Source organism: Actinomadura mexicana, assembly GCF_900188105.1.
GTDB lineage: Bacteria > Actinomycetota > Actinomycetes > Streptosporangiales > Streptosporangiaceae > Spirillospora > Spirillospora mexicana.
On record NZ_FZNP01000001.1, the window covers coordinates 530,618 to 543,450 of the forward strand.

Consider the following 12,833-nt stretch of genomic DNA (forward strand, 5'->3'; position numbering starts at 1 on the left):
CCAGTCCGCCCCACCAGCCAGGATCGAACCGGCTAAGTGCCCGGCGCCATTCGAAACCCATTGGCCCCGTCAACGAACCCCCTTCGACCTCGGATGTTGTCATCCGCTCCTCCGTCGCGGATCGAAATGACCCGCCTCTGGAATCGAGTGTCGATCGGGGAACTTGACGAAAACTTGCAGTCGGCCTGACTTGGCAAGTAGGGGCGCCCCTGGTGGCCATGTGAACTATGACCAGAAGTCTGGTCATGCCGGGCACTTGATGCCAAAATCGACTTAGGAGGACATTTTCACAAAGGGGCGCCGGGTGGAGTTCCGCGTCTTAGGCCCCGTTGAGCTGTGGATCGACGGCCAGCGGCGCGACCTCGGAACGACCAAGGAGCGTTGCGTGCTGGCCGCGCTCCTGTTGACTCCACGACAACCTGTACCCGCTGAGATTCTCATATATCGGGTGTGGGGTGATAGTCCGCCCACCAAAGCCCGCCAAGGACTCCACACCTATATGGCGCGTTTGCGGAACCGGCTGGAAGGCGTGGAAGACGTCGCCCTGGTGTCGCGACAGGGCTCCTATCAAATCGACGTCGCGGACGAGTCGGTCGACCTGTACCGGTTCCGGTTGCTGCGCGACCAGGCGCGGGCCATCGCCGAGAGCGGCGACGACGAGTACGCCCTCGACCACCACCGCCAGGCCGCCGCGCTCTGCCGTGCCGAGCCGCTCGCCGACCTCGCCGGCGACTGGGCCGAGCGTACCCGCCGCAATCTGGAGGAGGAGCTGCTCGCCGCCGCTCTCTACCGCATCGATCTGGAGCTACAGCGCGGCAACCACGCCGATCTCGTCCGCGAGCTCTCGGAGCTCACCGAGCGGCATCCGCAGGACCAGCGACCGGTCGCACGGCTGATGATGGCCCTCTACCGGTGCGGACGGCCGGCCGAAGCACTGGAGGTGTACCGGCGCACCCGCGTCCTCCTCGTTGAGGAGTCCGGGACGGAACCGGGTCCCGGCCTGCGGCAGCTCCAGCAACAGATCCTGCGGTCCGACCCAGCACTGCTGCGGGTTCCCGGCACCCAGCTGAGCGTCGACCGGTCTCCGCACACGCTGCCTCACGACCCGCGGGTCTTCGTCGGGCGCGACGAGGAGCTCCGGCAGCTCATGGACATGGTGCCCGCCGTCGGGGAGCACGGGGCCGCGGGTCCTCCGAGCGCGTCCACGGTCACCGTCGTCACCCTCGACGGAATGCCGGGCGTAGGCAAGACGGCGCTGGCCGTCCGCCTCGCTCACCGCCTGGCCGAGCAGTTCCCCGACGGGCAGATGTTCTTGTCCCTGCACGCGCACGACCCCCGGCAGAAGCCGCTCGGCCCCGCGGAGGCGCTCGACACGCTGCTCCGCATGATCGGGCTTCCGGCCGCCCGCGTGCCGCGGGCACTGGACGAGCGAGCCGCGCTGTGGCGGTCCCAGCTGGCGGCGAGCCGCGCGATCCTCGTACTGGACGACGCCGCGGGCCACGAGCAGGTCAGGCCACTGCTGCCCGCGTCCGCGGGATGCCTGGTGATCGTGACCAGCCGCCGCCGGCTGACCGGGCTGCACGACTCCCGGCCGCTGTCGCTGGACGTCCTGCCGGTCCGGGACGCGACGGCCCTGTTCACCGGCATCGCAGGGGCCGGGCGCGCGGAGGCCGGCGACGACGTCAGGGAGGTGGTCGAACGCTGCGGGCGGCTGCCGCTCGCGGTGGGCATGGTGGCGAGCCGGCTCCTACACCGCCGTGCCTGGACCACCCGCGACCTGCTGGCCCGGTTGACCCCCTACGACCGGAGGCTGGAGGAGCTGCGAGACGAGGGACGCGAGATCACCACCGTGTTCGAGGTCTCCTACCGCGGGCTGCCCGCGCCGCTCCGGGACGCCTTCCGCGCGTTCGGGCTGCATCCCGGTCCCGACCTGACGGCGCACGCGGCCGCGGCGGCGCTCGGACGCCCGGTCCGCGAGGCCGAGCGGATCCTGGAGGAACTCTTCGACCGCCACCTGATCACCGAACCGGTCGGCGGCCGCTACCGATTCCACGACCTGGTGCACGACTACGCCCGCCGCCTCACCCGCGAGACCGATTCGGACGAGGAATGCCGCCGGATCGTCCATCGGATCCTCGACTTTCACCTCACCGCGGCCGAGCGGGCGGACCGGCTGATCTCCCCGCACCGCCCTGCTCTTGACCTGCGGATCGTCCACCCGCCCCCGGAGCTCCCTGCGCCGCTGGAGGAGTCGGAGGCCGCCACGTGGTTCGCCGCCGAGCACCACTGCCTGCTGAACGCCGCCGCCGAAGCCGAGCGCGCGGGGCTGCCCGGCCACGTCGCCGGGTTCGCCCGCGTGCTCGCCGGATACCTGGAGTCGCAGGGGCACTGGGATGCGGCGGAACGACTCCACACCCGCGCGATCGCCGCCCTTCGCGACGGCGATGACGGGCCGGGCCTCGCCCGCGCGTTGTCGGACCGCAGTCTCGTCCGGTTCCGAAGCGGCGAGTACGACAGCGCACTGGAGGACGCCGAGCGAGCCTTGGCCGTCTTCCGGTCGGCAGGTGAGCGACACGGCGAGGCCGACATCCTCGATCACGTCGGCCTCATCCATTGGCATCTCTCCCGGTTCCCCGAGGCGCTCGCCCACGGCGAGGAGGCGCTCGCCATCCACCGGGCATTAGACGACCGGCGCGGTGAGGCGAAGAATCTCGACTACACAGCGATCTACCTCGAATACATGGGGCGATACCGGGAGGCCGAGCAACTACGCCTCCGCGCCTTGACCATTTTCACCGAGATCGAGGATCCGCGCGGCCGGACGATGGCCCTCAACAACATGGGCGACCTCATGCTGCGCATGGGCGCCGTCGACAGGGCGGTGGACTATTACGGGAGGACGGCCGCCGCGGCGGCGGAACTGGGGCGCCAGAACCAAGCCATCATGCTCATCAACCTGGGCAATGTCAGCAGGCATACCGGCGACCACGAGACGGCTCTGGCGCACTATCGAAAGGCACTCGCCCTGGCAATGGAGTTGGGCGACCGGCGAACCCAGGTCGAGACTCTGATCGGCATCGGAGCCACGTTCCACAATACCGGTCGGTACGGTGAGGCTCTCGTCCATCACGAGCGGGCGCTGGCGATTTCGCAGAGCATAAACGAGCGGTACGAGGAGGCGCTCGCCCTCCGGCACCTGGGCGAGACGCTGACGGCGTCCGGCCGCTATCCGGCCGCCATCGAACACCTCCAGCGGGCCGGCGACCTCGCCGCCCGCATCGGCGTGCCGGACGAGATCGGGAAGACCCTGGAGAGCCTCGGCACGGCGTTCCTGCACGTCCAGGGCCGGGACAAGACCCGGGAACTCTGGCAGAAGGCCGCTCAGATCTTCGAGTCCCTCGACCTGCCCGAGGCAGAGGACCTCAGAATCCGCCTCCGCCGCCTCGACGAGGCAGCCGGGACCTGAGACCGGGGACGTGCTCGCGGCCAGGGCACGCTCATCAGCAACCCCCTAAATCTGACATTTGCATCAAATGCGATGGAAAGGTCGCCGAACTTCCGGTCTGATCGACAGCGGCCCGGCACAGCTAGTACTGTGGGCGAAGCACTCAAAAAACCGTGTGTTTCTTTGTCAGAACGGGAACTTTCACTGATGAAACGCGCCTTCACGGTGACCATCACGGCCGCCGTTCTCATGATGATCACTGCGGGGACGGCAAGCGCTTCGGTGCTCGTCCATATGACCTGAGAAGATCATCCCCTGTATCGGGTGGGCCGCGGAAGCGCGGACCCACCCGATCGCCGTGTGGGGGCAACTCCCGGCGACGTCCGCCGAACACGTCGAAAGATCTTGCACCGATGTTAGCGTGCGGGCACCCAGGTCTTCACCGTGCGCGCGTCATGATCAATCACACTGTGGTCGGCGAAAGGGCGGGCGAATGGCGAGCAGGTGGGCGGCCGTGGGAGTGGTGGTGGTCGTGGCGGTCGGGGCCGGGTGGGTTCCGGCGCGGGCGGAGGGGCCGCCGCCGGGGGGCGACGGGGCGGGGTCGGGTGAGCGGGCGGACTCGGCAGGGGCACGGGCCCGGCTCTCGACCGAGGTCGGGAACGTGCGGTTCACCTCCTCGGAGCGGCTCACGTCCGGTGCGAGGTTCCGGACGTTCGAGACATCAGGGGCCGGCGGCCGGGTCGCCGGGGATCTGGTGGACGTCGACCTGCGCAGGGCGGGGGTCGGGCTGCTTCGGCCGCCCGTGGTCGCCGCGCGCCGCACGGTGTCGGCCATGGCGGACGCGCAGCACGCCGTGGCGGGGGTGAACGGCGACTTCTTCAACATCAGCGAGACCCATGCCGGAGTGGCGCCCACGGGGTCGTCGTCCGGACCGGAGGTGGACGGCGGCCGTCCGCTCAAGGGCGCCGTCCCGGACGGGCAGCGGTTCGGGCCCCCGCTGCCGCCCGGCACGTCCGCCGAGGACGTCATCGGCGTCGGCGCCGACCGGCGGGGGCGCATGGCGCGCCTGCGCCTGACCGGGACGGTCCGCTCCGGCAGGACGTCCATCGCCCTGCGCGGCCTCGACCAGTACGCGCTCCCGGTCGGCGGCGTCGGGGCGTTCGACCCCGGCTGGGGGGACGTGTCGCGGCAGCGCGCGGTATGCGGGACGGACAAGGTGCGCAACGACCCGTGCAGCGAGAACACCGCCGAGGTGACCGTGCGCCGGGGCGTGGTGATGGGGGTCTCCGGCACGGTGGGCGGCGGCGCGATCCCGTCCGGCACGACCGTGCTGGTCGGGCGGGAGAAGGGCGCCGACGCGCTGCGCCGCCTCAAGCCCGGCGACCGGGTGCGGGTCTCCTACCGCTTCACCGGGCCGGTCCGCTTCCGGTTCGCCGTCGGCGGGTTCCCGATCCTGCGGAACGGCAGGCCGCTGGACGGCCTGAGCGCCACCGGCCCGGCGCCGCGCACGGCCGCCGGAGTGAGCCGCGACGGCCGCCACTTCTACCTCGTCGTGGTGGACGGCAGGTCCGAGCAGAGCGGCGGGGTGACCGTCGCCGAACTGGCGTCCCTGCTGGACAGGGCGGGCGCCGACGACGCCGTGAACCTCGACGGCGGCGGCTCGTCGACCTTCGTCGCGCGCTCCCCCGGCCAGCCCTCGGTCACCGTCCGCAACACGCCCTCAGACGGGACGGAACGCGCGGTAGCCAACGGCATCGGCGTCTTCACAACAAGCGCACGCCACTGAAAGCGCCCATGGCCGGACACTCTCGAAGGGTGAGGGGAACGGGCGGCGTCTCTTGTACGGTGGCGCAGTGGCGACGACCGGCTCCCCTCACCAGCGGCAGAAGGCACGGCGATACGCGGAGGAACTCGAACGCGACGCCGATGCGTACCCCGACGAGCGCACGGAGATCCTGCTGGAGGCGGCCTCGAAGTGGGCCGCCGCCGGCGAACCCGAGCGGGCGCTGAAGATCCAGGCGGACCTGATGGACGCCCGGCGGGGTGAGGACGCGGAGTTCGCGGCCTCGGAGCGGATCTCTCTGCTGTTCGAGCTCGGCCGCGACGAGGAGGCGGAGGCGGAACTGGCCCGGCTCGACCGGGCGCGCGTCTCCCCGGGCCCTGCCGAGCTGATCGGGGAACTGCTCGAAAGCCGGGGCCACCTGGAAGAAGCCCTCACCTGGTTCAACGTCGCCTGCCGGGACCTCCTGGCGGACGAGACGCAAGCCTCCGATGAGATCTCCCTGTTCACGTTGTCCCGGCTGCGCGGACGGCAGCGCGTCCGCCGGGCCCTCGGCCTCCCGCCCGACTCCCTCGATTCGAGCGTGGAGGAAGGGGTCGCGGACCTCCTCGGTCCCCAGGGCGGCGCGACGGAGCCCGAGCCCGCGCCCACGGGGTCGTTCTTCGTCCGGTCCGACATCGAGCGCGCGTTCGCCGAGGGTCTCGTGCACACCGGCTCCGAAGCCCTGGACGCGTCCAGCTACTACCCGCGTGTGGAGAGCGGTTGGCGCGCATCCATGGACGAGAGCGGCGCGGCACAGTTCCGCATCCTGCCCGTCAAGGTGGACGACCTCCTGCGGTACGCCAAGGAACAAGGCCGCGACCCCGAGGACGAGCAGACTCGCGCGGACCACCTCCGGGCCCGCATCGCCGAAGGCGTCCCCACCCTCGCCTGGCCGCTCGAACGCAACGCCCCTTGCTGGTGCGCCTCAGGCCGCAAGTACAAGAAGTGCTGCGGCTCCCCCACCAACCGCTGACCCACCGTCGCGTGCGGTCCGGCGAGGAGGCTAGGAGCCCGGCTTCTTGTCCTGGTGGCGCTTGTCGCGGACGTAGATGATGTGCGCCTTGCCGTCGCCGGGGCTGCGGCGGTCCAGGACGAACAGCGTCGTCGCGGCGATCAGCTCGTTGAGCTTGGCGTAGCCGTAGTTGCGGGAGTCGAACTCGGGGCGCTGCTTGGTGATGATGTGGCCGACGGACGCCAGGGCGGCCCACCCGTCCTCGTCGGACGCGGCCTCCACGGCGTTGCGGAGAAGGTTGACGAGGGCGGCGTCCTTCTTCAGCTTGGCGGCGGGTGTCGGGGGCGCGGGCTTGAGCGTCGCGGCGGCCGGGGTGGTCGCGTCCTGGTCGTACAGCAGGTTCTCGATGTAGATGAACTTGTCGCACGCCGCTACGAAGGGCTTGGGCGTCTTGCGTTCACCGAACCCGTACACGGTCAGGCCCGACTCGCGGATGCGGGCGGCCAGGCGGGTGAAGTCGCTGTCGCTGGAGACGAGGCAGAACCCGTCGAACCGGTCCGAGTACAGCAGGTCCATCGCGTCGATGACCATCGCCGCGTCGGTCGCGTTCTTGCCCCTGGTGTAGGCGAACTGCTGGATCGGCTGGATCGACTGGTCGAGCAGCCGCTCCTTCCAGCCCCGCAGGCTGGTGCCCGTCCAGTCGCCGTAAGCGCGCTTGACGTGCGCCGTACCGTACTTCGCGACCTCGGCCAGCAGGCCCTCGACCATCGCGGGCTGGGCGTTGTCGGCGTCGATGAGCACCGCCAGCCTGGCAGTGTTCTCGCTGACCATACGCACCTCCCACGAAACTCGCCGAGCCCTTCGGCCGAGCAGAACCTGGTCAGTACATCAAAAGTCGCCCGCGCCGCGCTGGATATGGACACGGTCGCCCCCACGCAACCCGGCCTCTGCGCGGGCGGTGCCGGGTTGCCGCCGGGATCTCACTGGGCGGGAGGGGGAGGCGGGGACGGCGAGGGGAGGTTACTCTACCAAACAGTTGTTAGAAAGAGGGTCGTATGGATCTTGAGTTCGGGGCGGCGGACGAGGAGTTCCGCGGCGAGGTGCGGGCGTGGCTGCGCGAGCACGTCCCGGCGGAACCCCTCCCGTCGCTGGAGACCGGGGAGGGCTTCGCGGCGCACCGGGAGTGGGAGCGGGCGCTCGGAGCGGCGCGGCTGGGCGTGGTGTCGTGGCCGCAGGAGTACGGCGGGCGCGGCGCGTCGGTGCTGCAATGGCTGGTCTTCGAGGAGGAGTACTACGCGGCGGGGGCGCCGGGACGGGTCAGCCAGAACGGCATCAACCTGCTGGCGCCGACGCTGTTCAAGCACGGGACGCCCGAGCAGCTCGCGCGGATCCTGCCGCCGATGGCGGCCGGCGAGGTGATCTGGGCGCAGGCGTGGTCGGAGCCGGGCGCGGGCAGCGACCTGGCGGCCCTGCGGTCGACGGCGACCCGCACCGACGGCGGCTGGCTGCTGGACGGGCAGAAGACGTGGAGCTCGCGGGCCGCGTTCGCCGACCGCGGGTTCGGGCTGTTCCGGTCCGACCCCGAGTCGTCCGAGAACGAGCGGAGCGAACCGGGGGGTGTGGGGGGTCGCCCCCCCACAGTGAGTCGCCACAAGGGGCTCACCTACCTGATGTTCCCGCTGGACGCCGAGGGTGTGACGGTCCGCCCGATCGGGCGGCTGGACGGCAAGCCCGCGTTCGCCGAGCTGTTCCTCGACAAGGTCTTCGTCCCCGACGAGGACGTCATCGGCGCGGCCGGCGACGGCTGGCGGGTCGCGATGGCCACCGCCGGCAACGAGCGCGGCCTCACGCTGCGCAGCCCCGGGCGGTTCACCGCGGCGGCCGAGCGGCTCGTCGAGCTGTGGAAGGAGCGCGCGGACGCCTCCGGCGACGCGCTGCGGGACCGGGTCGCGGACGCCTGGATCAGGGCGCGGGCCTACCGGCTCAAGGGGTTCGAGACGGTCTCGCGGGACGACGACATCGGCGCGGAGTCGAGCCTGAACAAGGTGTTCTGGTCGGAGCTGGACGTGGCGCTGCACGAGACCGCGCTCGACCTGCTCGGCCCGGACGGCGAGCTGGAGTCGGAGTGGCTGGAGAACTACGTGTTCTCGCTCGCCGGCCCCATCTACGCGGGCACGAACGAGATCCAGCGCAACGTCATCGCCGAGCGGCTGCTCGGCCTGCCGAGGGGGTCCCGGTGAAGTTCGTTCTCTCCGCCGAGCAGCGGATGTTCGGCGACACGCTGCGCAAGCTGCTGGCCACGGCGGGCACCGCCGAGGCGGCCCGCGCCTGGGCGGACGGGGACGCCGGGCCGGGGCGGGCGCTGTGGACGGCGGTCGCCGGGGCCGGGGCGTTCGCGGTGGCCGTCCCGGAGGAGGCGGGCGGCGCCGGGCTGCTGCCGGTGGAGCTGGCCGTCGCCGCGGAGGAGCTGGGGCGGGCCGCCGCGCCCGGCCCCTACGTGGAGACGCTCGCCGCCGCCGAGCTGCTGGGCGAGTCGCCGTGGCTGCCGCGCATCGCCGAGGGCGAGGCGGTGGTGACGCTCGCCGTCCCGCACGCGCTGGACGCCGACGTCGCCGACCTGGTGCTCACCGCCGACGGCGCCGAGCGCGGGGCGACCGGGGCGGCCGTCGCGTCGCTGGACCCGGCGCGGCGGCTGTTCCGCGTCCCCGGGGGCGCGGGGTTCACCGACCTCGGCGTGCTGCTGTGCGCGGCGCAGCAGGTCGGGCTCGGGCAGGCGCTGCTGGAGGTGTCCGTCGAGTACGCCGGGACGCGGCGGCAGTTCGGCCGCCCGATCGGCGAGTACCAGGCGATCAAGCACCAGCTGGCGAGCGCGATGGTCGAGCTGGAGTTCGCCCGCCCGCTGGTGTTCGGGGCGGCGCTGGCGTACGGGACGCCGGACTTCGCGCGGGACGTGTCCGCCGCGAAGGTCGCCGCGTCCGAGGCGTCCTACGGGATGGCCAAGACCGCTCTCCAGGTGCACGGCGCGATCGGCTACACCGACGAGTACGACCCGTCGCTGTGGATCCGCAAGGCGCGGGCCCTGTACGCGGCCTGGGGCACCGTGGCCGAGCACAGGGCGCGGGTCATCGCCGCTCTTTGAGCTTCACGCGCCAGATCTTGCCCGACGCGGTCTTCGGGAGGTCGTCCACGAAGATGACCTCCCGGGGGACCTTGAAGTTCGCGAGCCGCTCCCGGCAGTGCGCGACCAGCTCGTCCCGCGTGGTCGTCCGGCCGGGGCGGAGCCGGACGTAGGCGCGCCCCACCTCGCCCATGCGCGCGTCCGGGACGCCGACGACGCCCGACTCGGCGACGGCGTCGTGGCGGGCGAGGACGTTCTCGACCTCGGCCGGGTACACGTTGAACCCGCCGACGACGAACATCTCCTTGGTGCGCCCGGTGATGGTGATGTTGCCGCGCTCGTCGACGCGCCCGCGGTCCCCGGTGTCGAGCCAGCCGTCGCGGACCGTCTCGGCGGTCGCCTCCGGGTCGTCCAGGTAGCCCTTCATGACGTTGTAGCCGCGGACGAGGATCGCGCCGTCGGTGCCGGCCGGGACCCGCTCGCCGCTGCCGTCGACGATCGCGACCTCGACGTCGGCGATGGGCCTGCCGGACGTGGTGGCGATGGTCTCGTCGTCGTCGTCCACCGAGCAGGCCGAGACCGTGCCGGACGACTCGGTCAGCCCGTACGCGGTCACGACCTGCGGGAACAGCTCGTCCTTGATGCGCCGCACCAGCGCGACGGGCACGTCCCCCGCGCCCGTCACCGCCAGCCGGAGCGACGACAGGTCGCGCTCGTCGCGGCCGGGGGCGTCCAGGAGCGCGGTGTAGATGGTCGGCGGCCCCGGCAGGACGGTGATCCTCTCCCGCTCGATGAGCCGCAGCGTCTCCGGGACGTCGAACGTGCGCTGCAGCACCATCGTGGCGCCCTGCATCACGCACGCCAGCACGCCGGCCTTGTAGCCGAACGTGTGGAACATCGGGTTCACGATGAGGTAGCGGTCGCCGGCCCGCACGCCGGTGCGCCCCGCCCACGCCTGGTAGGTGCGGACGTTCTGCTCGTGGGTGACCACGGCGCCCTTGGGCCTGCCGGTCGTCCCGGAGGTGAACAGGATGTCGGCGACATCGTCCGGTGCGACGGCCGCCGCCCGCGCGTCCGCCTCGTCCGGGGGCGCGGCCTCGGCGGTGAAGTCGTCCCAGGAGATCACTCCCGGGCGCGCGGAGCCGTTGAACGTGACGACCGTCCGCAGCGCGGGCAGCCCGGGGACGCCGGATCCGTCCACGCCGAGCATGCCGGGATAGTCGATGCCGAGGAACCCGTCCTCCACGAACAGGATCTTCGCTCCGGCCTTGGAGAGCGGCCACCGGGCCTCGTCGCCCTTGCAGCGGGTGTTGAGCGGGACGAGCGTCGCGCCCGCGCCGAGCGCGCCGAGCACGGTGACGATCCAGCGCAGCCCGTTCGGCGCCCAGACCGCGATGCGGTCCCCCGGCTCGATCCCCGCGCCGGCGAAGGCCCCCGTGGCCTGGCGGACCTGCTCCCGCAGCTCGGCGTAGGTGACCCGGACGTCCCCGTCCACGACCGCCTCCGCGTCCGGAAACTCCCTCGCCGCCCGCGCCACCAACCCCGGAACCGTCAGCTCGCTCATGAGCCACCATCATCCCGGTCGCGCCTCCGCCCGGCCCCGGGCGTCCCGGTGACCGGTACACCCGTCTCCTCCGCACGGACGAAGGGTGTAGCGGAGCTCCCTGGTGGCCGCCTCGCGGCGCGTCCTCCCTGGCGCACCGGGGTTGACCAGCATCAACATGAGGACTATTCACATTTTCTCGGATCGGTGTTTCACTCGGCTGAGAGCCACTGGACGTCTCCCCGGCCGAGGTGCCCCATGCCCGTCCGCCGTGCCACCTGCGTTCCGATCCTCCTCGTTCTCCTGCTCGCCCTCCTCCCCGTCCCCCGCGCGCATGCGGGGGACGAGCCGCGCGAGGTGCGCGGCTACATCGACGCCCACAGCCACCTGATGGCGTACGAGGCGTTCGGCGGGGCGCTCATGTGCGGCAGGCCGTTCGACCCGCGCGGCATCCAGGAGGCGCTGCGCGACTGCCCCGACCACGCCGGCAACGGCGTGCTCGCCTGGTGGGAGAACTTCACCAGGTACGGCACCCCGTTCGGGACCCACGACCCGACCGGCTGGCCGACGTTCAAGGACTGGCCCGCCTACGACTCCCGCACCCACCAGCAGGTGTACTACGAGTGGCTGGAGCGGTCCTGGCGGGCCGGGCAGCGCGTCCTCGTGAACCACCTGGTGGCGAACCGGCAGCTCTGCGAGATCTACCCGCTCAAGCGCAACCCCTGCGACGAGATGGCCGTGATCCGGCTCCAGGCGCAGCGGATGCAGGAGATGCAGAGCTTCATCGACGAGCGGAGCGGCGGCCCCGGCAGGGGCTGGTTCCGGATCGTGCGCGACTCGGCGGACGCCCGCCGGGTCATCGAGGACGGCAAGCTCGCCGTCGTCCTCGGCATCGAGACCTCAGAGCCGTTCGGCTGCCGACTCGTCAAGGGCGGCCCGGCCTGCACCCGCGCCGACATCGACCGGGGGCTGGACGAGGCGCGGAGCCTCGGCGTGGCCTCGATGTTCGTGTGCCACAAGTACGACAACGCGCTCTGCGGCGTGCGGTTCGACGGTGGCGTGGCGGGCGCGTTCGTCAACCTCGCCAACTTCGTCGGCACCGGGCGGTTCTGGCAGGCCGAGACGTGCACCGGCCCCGCCCACGACAACACGATCGCCCCGGCGGGCGAGGTCGGCGACGCCCTCGAACCGATCCTGAAGCTGCTCGGGCTGGCGGGGATCACGCTCCCGATCTATCCGAGCGCCCCGCACTGCAACGTCCGGGGGCTCAGCGACCTCGGCGCGTACATGATCCAGGGGATGATGAAGCGGCACATGCTCGTCGAGATCGACCACATGAGCGCGAAGGCCGCCGGGCAGGCCCTCGGCGTCCTGGAGGCCGCGCGGTACCCGGGCGTCATCTCCTCCCACAGCTGGATGGACGCGACCTACCTGCCCCGCGTCTACCGGCTCGGCGGCATGGTGGCCGGGTACGGCAGTGCGGCCGACCGGTTCACCGCCGAGTGGCGGCGCAACAAGGCCCAGCGCGATCCCGCCCGCCCGTTCGGCTACGGGTACGGGCTCGACGCGAACGGCATGGGCGCGCTGCCGGAGCCCCGCACGGGTGGCGAGGCGGGCCCGCTGCGCTATCCCTTCACCTCGCCGATCGACCCGGCGGTGAGGCTCGACCGCCTCCGCGCAGGGCTGCGCACCTGGGACCTCAACACCGACGGCGTCGCGAACTACGGCCTCGTCCCCGACTGGATCGCCGACATCCGCGCGGTCGGCGGGCCGGAGATCACCGAGGACATGGCGCGCGGGGCGGAGGCCTACCTGCGGATGTGGCGCGGCGCCGAGACCGCGCCGTCCTGAGAGATCGGTAGTCTGCGGGCCGACCATGAGCACGTCGATCCGCTTCGACAGGTTCCCGGCGCCGGACGACCGCTGGGACGAGGTGGTCGCGAGCGGCCTCCT

General features: G+C 71.7%; 8 protein-coding genes. 6 read left to right on the forward strand and 2 right to left on the reverse strand.

What is annotated here, in order from left to right:
* Positions 1–304 precede the first annotated feature (304 nt).
* From CHC11_RS02230 to CHC11_RS02240, 3 genes are all read left to right on the forward strand, one after another.
* Positions 305–3,466 carry an AfsR/SARP family transcriptional regulator gene (locus CHC11_RS02230; RefSeq protein WP_089309853.1) on the forward strand — a complete coding sequence of 1,054 codons (3,162 nt, stop codon included), beginning with the start codon at positions 305–307 and terminating at the stop codon, positions 3,464–3,466.
* 472 nt (positions 3,467–3,938) lie between these two features.
* Entirely contained in the window at positions 3,939–5,231 is a 1,293-nt protein-coding gene (locus tag CHC11_RS02235; protein ID WP_089309854.1) for a phosphodiester glycosidase family protein, read from the forward strand.
* A 67-nt stretch (positions 5,232–5,298) separates the two neighbouring features.
* On the forward strand, positions 5,299–6,240 hold the full coding sequence (locus CHC11_RS02240) for an SEC-C domain-containing protein (RefSeq protein WP_089309855.1): 942 nt from the start codon (positions 5,299–5,301) through the stop codon (positions 6,238–6,240).
* A 30-nt stretch (positions 6,241–6,270) separates the two neighbouring features.
* Here the strand turns inward: CHC11_RS02240 and CHC11_RS02245 are convergent, their stop codons facing one another.
* Entirely contained in the window at positions 6,271–7,050 is a 780-nt protein-coding gene (locus CHC11_RS02245) for an NYN domain-containing protein (RefSeq protein WP_089309856.1), read from the reverse strand.
* A 224-nt stretch (positions 7,051–7,274) separates the two neighbouring features.
* Here CHC11_RS02245 and CHC11_RS02250 point away from each other — a divergent pair, with 224 nt between their 5' ends.
* Together CHC11_RS02250 and CHC11_RS02255 are read left to right on the forward strand one after the other, a co-directional pair.
* A complete protein-coding gene (locus tag CHC11_RS02250; RefSeq protein WP_089309857.1) occupies positions 7,275–8,459 on the forward strand; it encodes an acyl-CoA dehydrogenase family protein in 1,185 nt (394 codons plus the stop codon).
* Positions 8,456–9,358 (forward strand): acyl-CoA dehydrogenase family protein, encoded by a 903-nt coding sequence (locus tag CHC11_RS02255; RefSeq protein ID WP_089309858.1) that lies wholly within the window; start codon positions 8,456–8,458, stop codon positions 9,356–9,358. Before CHC11_RS02250 ends, CHC11_RS02255 begins: the two co-directional genes overlap by 4 nt.
* On the opposite strand, the gene CHC11_RS02260 is transcribed toward CHC11_RS02255, so the two are convergent.
* Positions 9,342–10,901 (reverse strand): FadD3 family acyl-CoA ligase, encoded by a 1,560-nt coding sequence (locus CHC11_RS02260; protein WP_089309859.1) that lies wholly within the window; start codon positions 10,899–10,901, stop codon positions 9,342–9,344. The two genes, CHC11_RS02255 and CHC11_RS02260, sit on opposite strands and share 17 nt — an antisense overlap.
* 237 nt (positions 10,902–11,138) lie before the next feature.
* On the opposite strand from CHC11_RS02260, the gene CHC11_RS02265 reads away from it, so the two are divergent.
* Positions 11,139–12,731, forward strand: a complete 1,593-nt coding sequence (locus CHC11_RS02265) for an amidohydrolase family protein (RefSeq protein ID WP_089309860.1) — start codon at positions 11,139–11,141, stop codon at positions 12,729–12,731.
* Positions 12,732–12,833 lie beyond the last annotated feature (102 nt).